This window comes from Variovorax sp. AB1(2024), assembly GCF_037482385.2.
GTDB lineage: Bacteria > Pseudomonadota > Gammaproteobacteria > Burkholderiales > Burkholderiaceae_C > Variovorax.
This window is the reverse complement of sequence record NZ_JBBHKP020000001.1, coordinates 5,688,128-5,702,679: the sequence shown is the minus strand read 5'-3', so window position 1 is coordinate 5,702,679 and position 14,552 is coordinate 5,688,128. Positions and strand designations below refer to the sequence as shown.

General features: G+C 65.1%; 13 protein-coding genes. 9 read left to right on the top strand and 4 right to left on the bottom strand.

The window, feature by feature from the left end:
- Positions 1–22: 22 nt before the first annotated feature.
- From WIX39_RS26885 to rtcR, 4 genes are all read right to left on the bottom strand, one after another.
- The gene (locus WIX39_RS26885; RefSeq protein WP_106936860.1) at positions 23–1,300 is read right to left on the bottom strand and encodes an SMI1/KNR4 family protein; all 1,278 of its coding nucleotides are present in this window, start codon (positions 1,298–1,300) and stop codon (positions 23–25) included.
- A 23-nt stretch (positions 1,301–1,323) separates the two neighbouring features.
- Positions 1,324–1,680, bottom strand: coding sequence for a low molecular weight protein tyrosine phosphatase family protein (locus WIX39_RS26880; RefSeq protein WP_106936861.1), 357 nt, complete (start codon positions 1,678–1,680; stop codon positions 1,324–1,326).
- A gap of 10 nt (positions 1,681–1,690) precedes the next feature.
- Positions 1,691–2,137 carry a 2'-5' RNA ligase family protein gene (locus WIX39_RS26875; RefSeq protein WP_409196298.1) on the bottom strand — a complete coding sequence of 149 codons (447 nt, stop codon included), beginning with the start codon at positions 2,135–2,137 and terminating at the stop codon, positions 1,691–1,693.
- A 111-nt stretch (positions 2,138–2,248) separates the two neighbouring features.
- A complete protein-coding gene (gene rtcR, locus WIX39_RS26870) occupies positions 2,249–3,868 on the bottom strand; it encodes an RNA repair transcriptional activator RtcR (protein WP_106936862.1) in 1,620 nt (539 codons plus the stop codon).
- 689 nt (positions 3,869–4,557) lie between these two features.
- On the opposite strand from rtcR, the gene WIX39_RS26865 reads away from it, so the two are divergent.
- From WIX39_RS26865 to WIX39_RS26825, 9 genes are all read left to right on the top strand, one after another.
- Positions 4,558–5,709, top strand: a complete 1,152-nt coding sequence (locus WIX39_RS26865) for a slipin family protein (RefSeq protein ID WP_106936863.1) — start codon at positions 4,558–4,560, stop codon at positions 5,707–5,709.
- A 55-nt stretch (positions 5,710–5,764) separates the two neighbouring features.
- Positions 5,765–6,259, top strand: coding sequence for a hypothetical protein (locus WIX39_RS26860; protein ID WP_106936864.1), 495 nt, complete (start codon positions 5,765–5,767; stop codon positions 6,257–6,259).
- A 34-nt stretch (positions 6,260–6,293) separates the two neighbouring features.
- Complete coding sequence (locus tag WIX39_RS26855) at positions 6,294–7,511, top strand: RtcB family protein (RefSeq protein ID WP_106937678.1); 1,218 nt, start codon at positions 6,294–6,296, stop codon at positions 7,509–7,511.
- 96 nt (positions 7,512–7,607) lie between these two features.
- Positions 7,608–8,258 carry a zinc-ribbon domain containing protein gene (locus WIX39_RS26850; protein ID WP_409196297.1) on the top strand — a complete coding sequence of 217 codons (651 nt, stop codon included), beginning with the start codon at positions 7,608–7,610 and terminating at the stop codon, positions 8,256–8,258.
- Positions 8,259–8,269: 11 nt separating this feature from the next.
- Positions 8,270–9,223 carry a ribonuclease Z gene (locus tag WIX39_RS26845; RefSeq protein ID WP_409196296.1) on the top strand — a complete coding sequence of 318 codons (954 nt, stop codon included), beginning with the start codon at positions 8,270–8,272 and terminating at the stop codon, positions 9,221–9,223.
- Positions 9,224–9,312: 89 nt separating this feature from the next.
- Complete coding sequence (locus WIX39_RS26840; protein WP_409196372.1) at positions 9,313–10,110, top strand: nucleotidyltransferase domain-containing protein; 798 nt, start codon at positions 9,313–9,315, stop codon at positions 10,108–10,110.
- A 121-nt stretch (positions 10,111–10,231) separates the two neighbouring features.
- A complete protein-coding gene (locus tag WIX39_RS26835; protein ID WP_409196295.1) occupies positions 10,232–12,316 on the top strand; it encodes a TerD family protein in 2,085 nt (694 codons plus the stop codon).
- A 28-nt stretch (positions 12,317–12,344) separates the two neighbouring features.
- Positions 12,345–13,403 (top strand): RNA 3'-terminal phosphate cyclase, encoded by a 1,059-nt coding sequence (gene rtcA / locus WIX39_RS26830; protein WP_409196294.1) that lies wholly within the window; start codon positions 12,345–12,347, stop codon positions 13,401–13,403.
- Positions 13,404–13,480: 77 nt separating this feature from the next.
- Positions 13,481–14,545, top strand: a complete 1,065-nt coding sequence (locus WIX39_RS26825; RefSeq protein WP_409196293.1) for a maleylacetate reductase — start codon at positions 13,481–13,483, stop codon at positions 14,543–14,545.
- Positions 14,546–14,552 lie beyond the last annotated feature (7 nt).

Sequence of the window (14,552 nt, the reverse complement as noted above, 5' to 3'; positions counted from 1 at the left end):
TAGGCAGGTCGTTGGGGCTCGCTCATTGCGAGTCGGCGGGGATCAAACGCTTCCACCACGGCTGCTTCGCCGGTGCGGTGGCCGGGGATGCAACAAAAGCCTTGCGGGCCCTGGCGCGAGTGCGCAGCTTTTCGATGAGGTCTGCGCTTGCCCACACCGACGGCTCGCCTTCGAGCTGTTCGAGCGCCCACCGTATCTCGGACTCTGCCGCTTCGCACATGGCTTCGCCTTTGACCGCACCTTGCGTTACGGCCAACTGCTGTTGCGGGTCGCCGTTGCCGAACCAGAAAGTACATGCGGCGATGTACGAGAAAACTGCGGCCTTCATGGGCGCGTCGTCTGGGCCGGCTTTCCTTGTGGACGCCAAGTGCCGCCCCAGGTCATGCTGTACGCCGAGCAGGCTGTCCACCATTTCGTCGCAGGTCAGCGGCAGATTGAAATCCTGTTGCAGCAGTTGCGCCCACAGCACCTTGTCCAAACGGTCCTGCAACGGGAATTTCTTGTCGAAGCCGATGGCCGAGGCGTAGGCCTCGACATTGGGATAGAGGGCCTGAGCGCAGAAGGTCGCGAATGCCGCAGCCTTCGGGTTCGAGAGCTTCGACAGCCGGGGCGAAAAGGCCTGGGAGAGGCGACTCTGCGCTTGTGACTCGACGACCTGCCGGATGTTCTGCTCCACCCAGTGCAGGTACCAGTCATTGAAACCCATGCGGGTTCCATCTTCTTTCAGGAAGGGTTTGATGCCCTCGTTGTCCGCTCGCAGGTCGCGCCAGACCGTACCTGCCAGAGGCCCTGTCACGACCAGCCAGTTGCGCAGGGCGCAGCCTTCATGGCAGATGGGTATGGCGCCGTCGGTGATGCTGGTGGCGTAGTAGTCGCTTTCAAGCTTCCTTTCCCAAGCTTCGTGCATCCGGTCTTGTTCTTCGACGGGCATGTCTTCCGGCGGATCGGGCTGCTGGCGCCAGAAGTCCTCAGGAAGGTTCCATGCGTCGCGCAGCGGGAACGGCCTGGACAGGTCTCCGATGAGTGCGTAGCCCTCGTCCCAACGGCAAAGGTCGTGGCTCCTGTCGTGCATGCCGAGCGGAAACACGCCATATGCCGGGCCCGCACCACCGTTTCCGATCTCCGTGATGAACCTGCGGTACTCATCGGGGAATCTGCACCCGTGCTTGGCTTCCACCTGTGCGACCTCTTCTTCGGAAAGTGGCGGATTCAGGTCGTACCAGTGCGACTTCGCCGCAAAGCAACTGCAGTCCAGATCGAGCCGCTTGAGTGTCTGAAGACGGGACAGGATGTCGGTCACGACGGGTTAAGTCCTTTTGCTTGTTACGCGATGCCGAGGATCGACGACACCGAGCGGTGGAGCTCTTCGACGAGTTCCGGGTCCATGTATTTGTACTCGTCCGGAATGTCGAGCACATGGATCGGCTTGCCTCCCAGCATTCGCGTGAACTCCGCCACAAGCCGCGACTTGTGCTTTTCTTCCATCACCAGGATCACGTCGGCCCATTCGATGTCGTCCACAGACACCGTGTGCCGCGCATTCGGGCTGGTGCCGGCCGAGCGTGCGCAGATAAGGGGATGCCGGCGCCAGATCTGCTCCGCGGTCGGGCTGCGCCATTGATTTCGGCTGCAGATGAAGAGAACGTTGCGAACGGGTGAGGTCGATGGTTTTTCGGGCATGAATGAATACTCAGGAGGTCGCCTCGGGCAACGCAAAGACATGCAAGTCCCGCCAACGCCCTGACGAGTTCTCCATCAGCGCGACCTCGGTGCAATGCGCATGCACAGCGCCAGATGCAAGAAGCCGGGTGCCCAGTTCGACGGCAGCATCTTCCGCATCGCGCACGTTGCCGTGTGCCACTGAAAGATGCGGAACGACGCCTTCGTGTTCGCCGCCATATGGCGGGAAATCGGGAAAGGCCTTCGCGAGCGCCAGCGTCATCTCGATGAAAGGGGCGGCGGGCTCGGGCGCCAGATACGCGGTCTCGGGAAACCGCCCGACCTTGCCCAGCGAGAACTCGAACGACGGCGTCTGCGCGAGCACGTGCGGCGCACTGTCCAGCACGTCTGCCGTGATCAGCGCGGGGTCCATGAAGGGAACAAGAAGCGTGATGTGTGCCGGCACGCCGAGCGCCACGGTCGTAGCGGCGGCGCAGATCACCGGCGATGGGCTCGGCGGCGGGAACCTTCACGACGAATGCGGAGATGGCCATCGGGCGGAGGATAGCCCATCGATGGCGCACTCCGATCAGCTCCTCGGCCCCGCGGAAACCTGCCCCCAATCGAGCCCCAGCTTGACCAGGTACTTGCGCAGCCGGTCCGCATCGTTCACCACGCTGCGTTGCGCGCGCGAGGCCTGAAACAGCTGCCGCCCCGCATCCGAAAGGCTACGCGACCGGCGGCACACGCGCACCACGGCTTCGAGTTGCAGCCGGTCGAACAGGTCGAGCGCCTGCACTCGCTCTTCGCCCAGCAGCGCATCCAGATCCACGCCGTCGGCACCGCGGGCCATGGGCATCGCGCCCGCATGCTTCCACAGCCATCGCAGCCGTGCAATTTCCGCTTCGACCAGCGCGACAGGAATGCGGCCGCCGTCGGCCAGCGTGGCCAGCCGAGTCACGCTGGCCGACAGGTCGCGGAAGTTGCCGCTCCAGACCGCCTCGCCGCTCTGCGCGAAACGCAGGTAGGCCGTGCGCGCTTCGGCGTTGAAGCGCACCACGCGATGGTTCTCGGCGGCGTGGATGGCCAGCAGGTGGTCGACGTTGGGTTCGATGTCCTCGGGCCGCTGCGCAAGGCCGGGAAGGTCGTAGGTCCAGAGGTTGATGCGCGCAAACAGGTCTTCGCGGAACCGTCCTTCGGCCACGTCGCTGCGCAGGTCGCGGTTGGTGCCGGCGATGAGCTGGAAATCGCTCTCCACTTCCTTGTCGGCGCCCACCGGGAAGAAGCGCTTCTCCTCGATCGCCTTCAGCAGCATCGCCTGCTCGTCGAGGCCGAGCTCGCCGATCTCGTCGAGGAAGAGCGCGCCCTGGTGCGCCGTACGCAGCAGGCCCGCGCGGTCGCTCGCCGCTCCGGTGAAGGAGCCCTTCTTGTGCCCGAACAGCGTGGACGCCGCGCCGTCGCCGCGCAGCGTGGCGCAGTTCACTTCCACGAACGGCCCGGTCATCTGGTGCCGCGCTTGTTTCAGCTCGAACATGCGCCGCGCCAGGAAGGACTTGCCCGCGCCGGTCGGCCCGACCAGCAGGATCGGCGCACGCGAGCGCACGGCCACGCGCTCGATCTCGTCGATCAGCGCATTGAAGCGCGCGTTGCGCGTGGCGATGCCGCTCTTCAGGAACGCGACCGCGTCGCGCTGCTCGGCGTCAAAGCGCCGCGCGATCACGTCGTAGCGCGAGAGGTCGAGGTCGATCAGCGTGCATTTGCCGGCCTCGCCCTGGCGCTGCTTGCGGGGCGGCGAGGTCTGCGCGAGCACCCCCGGCACCACGCGCGACTCCGACAGCAGGAACATGCAGATCTGCGCGACGTGCGTGCCGGTGGTGATGTGCGTCCAGTAGTGCTCGCGCTCGGTGTCGAAGCTGTAGCCGCGCGCCCAGTCGTACAGGCGCGTATAGACCTCGCCGAAATCCCACGGGTCCGCGAGCTCGATCGGCACGAGGTTGACGGTGGTCTCGGGCGACACGGTGGCGATGTCTGCCTTGACGAGCTCGGCCAGCGCCTTGTGCCTGAGCGTGTAGAGCAGTTCCATGCGCGAGACGACCATGTCTTCGTGCTGGGCGAGCGAAACGGTGGGGCGCCATTTGTTCCAGCGGCCCGCGCCCTGGCCGGCATCGAGCTGGGTGCCTAGAAAGCCGATGACGACGATTGGCTTCATGGATATGAAACTAGCTAAATTTATAGATTTTGCGGGATTTTATAGGTATGGATCTAGTTCTCGAAACACGTCGAAACGGAATTTCTCCTTTCCCGTCAATGACTTGCATCCCCGATCGTGAAAACTGCCCAAGGCTGGCACGCCGGCTGCAATGGATATCCCGTCAGGATGCAGTCCATCCACTCGCAGGTGCCGCGTAGAAGCGGCCCGGTGCAGCAAGCCAGGCAAGTCCTTGGGTTTGCCGTATGCCGTGGCTGGGCTGCCTGGCAACTGAACTTGATTCAGTCCCGCTCATGGTTGAGCGCCGTGCTAACCACATGGAGCCGCGGGTTCGATTCCCGCAAAAAACCCGGCGGTGCCTGCACCGCCACCTGATGGGGGCGAAAGCCCCTCCGCCCCGGCACACCGGAGCGATGGCGCAGGGCAAACATGCCCTGCGCCGCGCGCCAAAGTGCCAAGCGCAGGCGGCTTGCGCACCGCGTGCGTGGCAAGGAACTGCGTGTGGCCATCGAAGGCGAGGCAGGTGACGGCGTTGCAAAAGCGACGAGGGAGGCACCTGCCGAGCCGGGCGACCGCCGCACGTCAGGCCTTGGCTGCCGCAGTGCCCGCCGCCTGCCCTTTCGAGGGCCTAGACCGAATGACTGAAGACTGAACGAAGAAACGAACCGAATAACGAGTGGGAGAAAAAGATGTTGGGCTTCAACCGAATCACGATCAAGAAGAACGAACGCGCGCTGCTGCTTCGCAACGGCGATTTCGAGCAACTGCTGGGCGCCGGAAAGCACCGGGTGTTTTCGGGTTTCGACAAGATCCAGCTGCAGCGCTTTGCCCTGACCGAGCCGGCTTTCGAGCACGAGCTGGTCGACTACTTCCTGGCACAGGAGCCTGAGCTGGTCGAGCGCGAGTTCGTGCATGTGTCGCTCGGCGAAACCCAGGCCGGCCTGCGCCTGGAGGACGGCGTGCTGGTGCAGATCCTGCCGCCCGCCACCCGCAAGCTGTACTGGCGCGGCCTGCGCGAACAGCGCATCGACGTGATCGACGTGGCTGAAGACGTGCGCCTGCCGGCCGAACTGGTGTCGAAGCTGCAGAGCGTGGCGCTGCGCCCGCGTGCGGTGGCCGGCCTCGACGGCGTGCTGCTGGTGCAGGTTCCGGAGTTCCACGTCGGCGTGCTGACGCTGCAGGGCCAGATGCAGGAGCTTCTGGCGCCGGGCAACCACGGTTTCTGGCGCTTCAACCGGCAGGTGGCAGTGACCTGCGTGGACATGCGCTCGCAGATCGCCGAAGTGAGCGGCCAGGAAATCCTGACCCGCGACAAGGTGGGCCTGCGGCTGAACATGTCGGCGGTGTGGCGCTTCACCGATGTGCGGCAGGCGATGGCGCAGATGCCGAAGCCGGCCGACCATGTGTATCGCGAGCTGCAGTTCGGGCTTCGCGCCGCGGTGGGCGAGCAGACGCTCGATGCGCTGCTGGAGAACAAGGCGGCCATCGACCAGACGGTGCTGGCGCAAGTGCGCGAGCGGCTGGAAGGCTCCGGCATTGCGCTGGAAAGCGTGGGCGTGAAGGACATCATCCTGCCCGGCGAGATGAAGACCATCCTCGCCCAGGTGGTGGAGGCCGAGAAGTCGGCCCAGGCCAACGTGATCCGCCGCCGCGAGGAAACCGCGGCCACGCGCTCGCTGCTGAACACCGCCAAGGTGATGGAGGGCAACCCCGTCGCGCTGCGGATGAAGGAACTCGAAACGCTGGAACGGGTGGCCGAGCGGATCGACAAGATCTCCGTGATCGGCGGTCTGGACCAAGTGCTCAATGGGTTGGTGACGCTTCGGCCGAACGCTCCTTGAACTCCGGACTCGAGAAGGATTGACTGGCGCCGAAGAGGCGCCAAGGGAGAAGAAAATGACCGAAGAAGAAATTCGCGCACACGACCTCATCGCCTATGACCTGCACGACGCGGGCTGGGCCGACGTGAGCTTCCGCGCCGCTTCCGAGCGACTGGGCTTCGCGGTGTCCTACCTGCACGATTCGCTCGGCGACCTTGCGCGCATGGGCCTGACCCTGCAAAAGGGTGCCGAGCACGCCGAGGCCGTGTTCATGGACGAGCCGGGCGAGGTGATCCTGCTGGTCTCGGGTGCTTGGGACGTGTTGCAGTACGAGCTGCGCCAGTACCGTGACTGGGCCAGCTGGGGAATGGTCGGTGTGCATGACCATGAAGTGGTGGCGCGCGGAGAGATTTCGCGTACCGAGCTGGTCCGGAACATCCATGCGATCCTGCAGCGCATCCACGATGAAGTGGGGCCGAAGCGCTACCGCGAGATGTGGGTGGAGCACGACTTCCCGCTGCAGGACTACGAACGACTGTCGATCGCGCTGTACAAGCGCGCGATGACCTGAACAGAGGAGTGAAACGATGATGAAAGAAGAAAAAATGAACTACAACCTGCACGAAGTCGAGAACGGCGTGCCCGTGAAGATGTGGACCCGCGGCGTGCCCGTGGAGCCCGAGGCGCAGAAGCAGCTGGAGAACGCAGCGCGCCTGCCCATCGTGTTCAAGCACATTGCGGCCATGCCCGACGTGCACTACGGCATCGGCGCCACCGTGGGTTCGGTGATCCCGACCTTCAAGGCCATCATTCCCACCGCGGTGGGCGTGGACATCGGCTGCGGAATGATGGCGTGCAAGACCACGCTGCATGCCAACGACCTGCCCGACAACCTGGGGCCGCTGCGCTCGGCGATCGAGAAGGCCGTGCCGCACGGCTCGAACCCCAAGCGCATGGGCCGCGACAAGGGCTCGTGGGAGACGCCGCCGAACGAAACCGACGTGGCATGGGGTGCGCTGAAGGACGAGTTCGACGCGATCTGCGAAGACTACCCGCGCCTGAAGAACACCAACAACCACAAGCACCTGGGAACGCTGGGTACGGGCAACCACTTCATCGAGGTGTGCCTGGACGAGGCGGGCTCCGTGTGGTTCATGCTGCATTCGGGTTCGCGCGGCGTGGGTAACGCCATCGGCACGCACTTCATCGAGCTCGCCAAGAAAGACGCCGAGCTGCACCAGCGCAACCTGCCCGATCAGGACCTGGCGTACTTCGAGGAAGGCGCCCAGTACTTCGGCGACTATGTGCGCGCCGTGGGCTGGGCCCAGAAGTTCGCGCGCGCGAACCGCGAAGTGATGATGCAGCGCGTGGTAGCGGCCGTTCGCAAGGTCATCACCAAGCCTTTCGAGGCGCATGTGGAAGCGGTGAACTGCCACCACAACTACGTGAGCCGCGAAACGCACTTCGGTGAAGACGTGCTCGTCACCCGCAAGGGCGCGGTGAGCGCGAAGGCCGGCGAGTTGGGGATCATCCCCGGCAGCATGGGCGCCAAGAGCTTCATCGTGCGCGGAAAAGGCAACCCCGAGAGCTTCATGAGCTGCAGCCACGGTGCCGGTCGAAAGATGAGCCGTACCAAGGCGAAGAAGCTCTACACCGTGGCCGACCAAGTCGCCGCGACCGAAGGCGTGGAATGCCGAAAAGACGCCGACGTGATCGACGAGATCCCGATGGCCTACAAGGACATCGACGCGGTGATGGAGGCGCAGCAGGACCTGGTGGAGGTGGTCTACACGCTCAAGCAGGTTGTTTGCGTGAAGGGGTGAGAGGGTGAGGTCCAAGTACGGCCTCACGATGGCGCTGTAGAGGGAGAGCTATCGATAGGCTCGCCTTCGCAGCGCTGTATTGCGAAGGGCTGAAAAATGAAGAGCAACAAGCAACGCCGCGCCGAGATCAAGGCGCACCGCCGCGAGCGTGCTGCCGCTCTGGCAGCACGCTCGCGCCTGCCGGATGTCCGGTTGCCGAAAGCCGACTTCGCCTGTGCACTCGGTTGCGAGCCGGCGGATCGAGCTGTTCTGCAGCAACACAACAACACCTACGGCGTGCTGCCTGACTTCTATGTCGCGCGTCCATTCGTCTGCCGCGATTGCGGTGCCGACGAGGTATGGACGGCCAAGCAGCAGAAATGGTGGTACGAGACGATTCACGGTCACATCGACAGCCGTGCCGTGCGATGCCTCGCATGCAGGCGCGCACGGCGCGCACGGCGCGAACGTTTGCGAGCCGTTTCGCCCGGGGCCGACCTTCTGCTCGAGAAGACATGTCGCCTGCGTGCGTTGGGTGCGGCAAAGCCGAGCGTTCAAGCCAGGGCCGAAATCGAGGCGGCATTGCAAAGCAAATGGTGGAGCCTGCGTGTCGTGGCGATCCAGGCAATGGGGCGCTGGGGCGGTGAAGAGAACCTCGCACGGCTACACGCGTTCATGGCGTCTCGTCCGGAGGGAGGTCGCCGATACTTCGGTTGGGAGCGCGTCGCCGCGGACGCTGCAAGAAGCGCATTGATGCGCAGGGAGTGATCAACGAGATGATGAAACTGACTTTTCTGGGTACCTCCTCCGGTACCCCCACGCGCCACCGCAACGTCTCCGGCCTCGCCGTGCAGACGGTGCTCGGCCCGGACTGGTTCCTGATCGACTGCGGCGAGGGCACGCAGCATCGTGTGCTGCAGACACCGCTGTCCCTGAACGACCTGGCCGCCGTCTGCATCACGCATGTGCACGGCGACCACTGCTACGGCCTGCCGGGCCTGCTCGCGAGTGCGGGCATGAACAAGCGCACGAAGCCGCTGAAGCTGATTGCGCCGCTGCCGGTGTGGGAGTGGTTCGAGGCGACGCGCGCGCTGACCGATCTGCATCTGCCCTACGAAGTCGAGCATGTGGATATCGGCGGACCGTCACTGGTGTACGAGGTGCCGGGCCTGCGCATCGAAAGCCATGCGCTGTTGCATCGTGTGCCCAGCCATGCTTACCGCATGCAAGTCGAGACGCGGCGAGTGCGGCTGAAAGCGGACGCATTGCGCGCTATCGGCCTGCCACCCGGTCCCGCATGGCGTGCGCTGCAGCAAGGCGAGGACGTGCCTTTCAACGGCGGCGTGCTGCGCGGTGCCGACTACACCGAGAGCCAGGTCGAAATGGTTGCCGCGGTGATGGGCGGTGACAACGCCCAACCCTCATTGCTGCACGACGCCTGCAGGGGCGCGCAACTGCTGGTGCACGAGGCCACCTTCACGCAGGAGGCACTCGACAAGGTCGGCCCCGGGCCGATGCACAGCTCCGCGCGCCTGCTGGCCGAGTTCGCGCAGGCGGCCGAAGTGCCCAACCTGATCCTCACGCACTTCAGCGCGCGCCACCAGAACGAAGAGGGCATGGCTGCATTGATGGCAGAGACGCAGGCGCACTACCGCGGCCATGCGTTCCTGGCCAGCGACCTGGATGTCTACGAGCTCGACAGTGCCGGCAATGTGACCGTCACCCGGGCTTGACGAGAAAAGAAGCAAAGAAGAAAGACACGAGTACCGAAGAATTCCTGCGCTCCGCCCACCCGATCGAGCCCGCTGTGCGCACGCAGATCATGGAGGCCCTGAGCGACATCGAAGCAACGCATGACGTGACCGTGCTGTTCGCCTGTGAATCCGGCAGCCGCGGCTGGGGCTTCGCCTCGCCCGACAGCGACTACGACGTGCGCTTCATCTACGTCAACCGCCTGCCGTGGTACCTCACGGTGGCCCCGCGTCGCGACGTGATCGAGGTGCCGATCAGCGGCGACCTCGACATCAACGGCTGGGACCTGCGCAAGGCGCTGGGCCTGATGCGCGAGTCGAACCCGACGCTGCTCGAGTGGCTGCGCTCGCCCATCGTCTACCGCGACGACGCGGTGGCGATGCCGCGCTTTCGCGCGCTGTCGGAGGCCGTGTTCTCCAACGCGCGCGGCTGGCATCACTACAGCTCGATGGCGAAGAAGAATTTCCGCGAGCATCTGCAGGCCGACGAGGTGCGCTACAAGAAGTACCTCTACGTACTGCGACCGCTGCTGGCCGCGCGCTGGATCCGCTCGCGCGCCGGCGTGCCGCCCATGCGCTTCGCCGACCTGGCGCAGCACACGCTCGACCCGGTACGCGACGCGGCGCTGATCGCCGAGATCAACGCGCTGCTCGAGGTCAAGATGCGCGCCGGCGAAGCCGCGACCAGCCCGCGCTGGCCGGGTATCCACGCGTTCATCGAAGCCGAGCTGGCGGCCAATGCAGCCGAGCCGGTGACGCCGCTGCTGTCGGCCGATGGTTCGGGGCTCGATGCGTTTCTTTGCGAGACGGTGCTGCGCTTCGATAAGAGTGAAGCAGCTGGTACTCCCCCAACAATGGAGGTCGTATGATGTTCGTGAGCGGCTATGTGGATCCTTCCTTCTCTCATCTTCCAAATCTAGGGTCTGCGCTTTCCGCTCACTTTTTCTTCAAGCACTGCGTAGTCACGCAGTCGCTCTGGAGGTATGCACGATGAACGGTGCGCTCTACCTGCGCCGTCGTTCCCGCGTGCTGGCCCAATCGGGTGATGCCGTGCTGCCGCCGGCTTACCTGGCCACGCTGTACAAAGAGCTGGAGCCGTTGGGCTTCACGCTGTCGCCAGCGCTTGATGCGTGCCTGAGCACCTGGGAGGCGAAGCCCTTCGAGGCTTTCTTCAAAACCTTGCTCAAGAGCCTGCGCGAAATCAAGGGCGCGCACCATGCGTGGCGCCCGCTTTACCCGAACTTCCCCGCCGAGGTCGTGCAGGCCAGTTCGGCGGACCTGTTCCTCAATGCGGTAAGGCACTACGCAAGCTTCGGCAACTGGCGGTCGGACGAGAATGTCGCAAGGCAGATCGGCTTGCCCGAAGCTGTGCGCCGAGCGAACTTGCGCGCCATCGACGTAGGCACGCAGGAAGACTTCGAAGCCATCTTCACCCAACTGGTCGGCGCGCGCAGTTCGCTCTCGCAGCAAGACAAGGACGATGTTGACTGGTTCGTGCGTCAGTACGGCAGCAGGGTGCACATGTGGATGCCCGAGCAGATCGTGTCGAGGGAGAACCTCGCCGTGGTTGGCGGCGCGCTGCTGAGAGAGCATGAGCCGGGCGCGCATGCGTTCATGGAGGCACACATGAAGACGGCAACCGACGTGCTGCGGCTGGCTGTAGCCTGGAGCAATGGCGACGTGTCGCTCGCGGCGCCGTCGAAGTTCGCGCCTATGAAGCGGCCGTTGCGTCGCTGGCTGATGGCGATGCTCGACCGTTGCGGCAGCGTTGCCGAAGACATGGCCCGTCGCCCCGAAGTGTTCAAGCGGCTGGGCGAGGTGTTGCATCCTGGCGAGTACATGAAGCGATTCCCGACGGCTTGCGCGTCATTCGATGCCGTGCGTCGGGGGGAGCGACCGAAAGGATTCAATCACCATGTGGAGCGGCAACTCGGCGGACGATCGATCCATGAGGTGCTGGCACTGCTGCCGACGCGGCCCGGCGATTTCGCGCGGCGGCTCGACCATGTGCTGCGTGTCGCATCACAGCCGCAGGACGTATTGAAGGCTTTCGGAGCCGTGGCCGACAAGGCCTCGACGACCGTTCTGCTGCAGGCGATGACGCATTTTCGTCAACGGAAGCTCGATGGACAGGGTTCGCTGCGCAGCTTTTTCCCCAAGGGCGAGACGGCGAACGTTTTCGTCGCGGCAGATCGGCGGCTAGCGTTGGCGCAGGGTGTGGCCGAACAAGCAGCCGCAATCTGCGAAAAAGCACTGCTCTCGCGTTTTGCGGCATTGCCGTCGCTGGGGCGCTGCCATGTCGATCCCATGCTGCGCAACTACCTCGTGCCGTTCTCGCAACGCTCGGCCTCGAAGGCACTGCGCACCCTGGTGCGCGGCAGCCGGCTGCCGATGCCGGACGCTGCCATCGTGCGTCTCTTTCTCTGGTGGAAGAACGGACGTTCGCGGACCGACATCGACCTGTCGGCGGCGCTCTACGACGCCAACTTCAACTACGTCAACGTACTGGCCTATTACAACCTCAAGGACTACGGCGGCGTGCACAGCGGTGACATCGTGGATGCTCCGAAGGGCGCCGCGGAGTTCATCGATCTCGACATCGAAAAACTGCGCGAGAAAGGCGTGCGATATGTGGTGAGTTCGATCAACAGCTACACCACGCAGGCTTTCTGTGATCTGCCGGAATGTTTTGCCGGATGGATGGCACGCGAGTCTGCGGGATCGGGCGAAGTATTCGAACCATCCACGGTGATCGACAAGGTCGATATCGCGAGCGATACGACGATCTGCCTTCCAACCATCTTCGATCTCGAAGCGCGTGATCTGATCTGGGCAGACATCGCTCTGCGCAGGCACCCGTCGTGGAACAACGTCGAGAACAACCTGTCAGGCGTTTCGCTGATGCTGCGTTCGCTGGTGGGGCTGACTAGACCCGACCTGTACACACTCTTCGCGCTGCATGTGCAAGCAAGAGGGCAGCAGGTCGAAGCGGCCGGGGAGGCCGACACCGTGTTCGGGGTGCATCAAGGCATCACGCCGTTTGATCTGGACCGGATACGTGCCGAATTCATGTAGCAGGCGATACAAAAACAACCAGGGAATGATGACCAACATACAAGAAAAGCCAATCGAACTCGACGGCTCCCAAGGCGAGGGCGGCGGCCAGATCCTGCGCACCGGCCTCGCGCTGTCGGTGGCCACCGGCCAGCCGCTGGCCATCGAGAAGATCCGTGCGGGCCGTGCCAAGCCGGGCCTGATGCGCCAGCATCTGGCGTGCGTGAACGCTGCCGCCGCGATCAGCGGTGCGCAAGTCGAAGGCGCCGAGCTCGGATCGCAGTCGCTGCGCTTCACGCCCGGCGCGGTGCGCGCGGGCGAGTACCGTTTCGCGATCTCTGGTGCGGGCAGCTGCATGCTGGTGCTGCAGACCGTGCTTCCGCCGCTGCTGCTGGCTGGCGCACAGAGCCGCGTGCACCTGAGCGGCGGCACGCACAACCCGATGGCGCCGCCGTTCCATTTCCTGGAGCGCGCTTTCGCGCCGCTGGTGCGCCGCCTGGGGGCGGACCTGCAACTGACGCTGCGCCGCTGCGGCTTCTACCCGGCCGGTGGCGGCGAGGTGGAGGCGGTCGTCGTGCCGGCGGCCGGCCCGCTGCAGCCCTTCGACCTGATCGCGCGCGGCGCGCACCGGGCCGGTCACGCAGAGTGCCTGGCACCGGGCCTGCCGCGCCATGTGCCGACGCGCGAACTCGACACGCTGGGCGGCGCGATGGGCTGGTCCGGCGAGCAGCTGCGCCTGGGCGCGGTGCGCCAGAACGAAGGGCCGGGCAATGCGCTGATGGCCACGCTGGCCTACGAACACGTCACCGAGGTGTTCACCGCCTTCGGCGAAAAATCGATGAGTGCAGAGCAGGTGGCGCATGGCCTGGCCAGGGAGCTGCGCGCGTTCCAGAAGAGCGAGGCGGCGGTCGGACCGCACCTTGCGGACCAACTGGCGCTGCTGCAGGCGCTTGCCGCGTGGCAGGGCAGGAAGGCCTGCGCCTTCACCTGCAGCGAGGTGACGGAGCACACGCGCACCAATTGCGCGGTGATCGAGCGCTTCCTGCCCGTGCGCTTCGCCATCGCCGAGGGCGGCGATGCCTGCAGGGTGCAGGTCGCTCCGGCCTGAGCGGAAAACTCCTTTCCGCTGCCGTGGTTGAACGCGGCGCGGGCCGGCGGGAAACTCGGGACAAAGACAGGAAAGCCATGACCACCTCCTCATTCGTCTACAACAGCGTGCCCCAGCGGGTGGTGTTCGGCGCGGGGTCGCTGCAGCATCTGGCGCGCGAGATCGATGCGCTGGGCGCAAGGCGCGCGCTGGTGCTCTCCACGCCCGAGCAGCGCCCGCAGGCCGAGCGCGTGGCGGCCATGCTGGGCGGCCATGCGGCCGGTGTGTTCGACCGGGCGGTGATGCATGTGCCCATCGAGACCGCACGCGAGGCCAGGGAGGTGGCGCAGCGCCTGGGCGCCGATTGCGCGGTGGCCATCGGCGGGGGCTCCACCACCGGTCTGGGCAAGGCGATCGCGCTCGACTCCGGGCTGCCGATCCTCGCCATACCGACGACCTATGCGGGTTCCGAAATGACGCCGATCTACGGCATCACCGAAGCCGGCATGAAGAAGACGGGCAAGGACATCCGGGTGCTGCCGCGCACGGTGATCTACGACCCGGAGCTTTCCTTGAGCCTGCCCGTGGGCATCAGCGTGACGAGCGGCATCAATGCCATCGCGCATGCGGCCGAGGGGCTCTATGCGGTCGATTCGAATCCGGTCATGGACTTGATGGCGCAGGAGGGCATTGCCGCGCTGGGCCGGGCGCTGCCCGCCATCCGCGCCACGCCGCAAGGCCCGGGCGCGCGCAGCGATGCGCTCTATGGCGCCTGGCTCTGCGGCGCGGTGCTGGGCAATGTCGGCATGGCACTGCACCACAAGCTGTGCCACACGCTGGGCGGCAGCTTCAACCTGCCGCACGCGGAGACCCACACCATCGTGCTGCCGCATGCGCTGGCCTACAACGCGGAAGCGGCGCCGCAGGCCATGGCGCGCATATTGAAGGCACTCGGGGGAAGCAGCAGCGCCGCGCAGGCCGTGTACGACCTGGCACGCGACAACGGCGCGCCTGTCGCGTTGCGCGACATCGGCATGAAGGAGTCCGATCTCGACCTGGCCTGCGAGCACGCGCTCAAGAACCAGTATCCCAATCCGCGCCCGCTGGAGCGCGATGCGATCCGCGCCCTGCTGCAGAACGCCTGGCAAGGCGTGCGGCCCTGAACCGGCG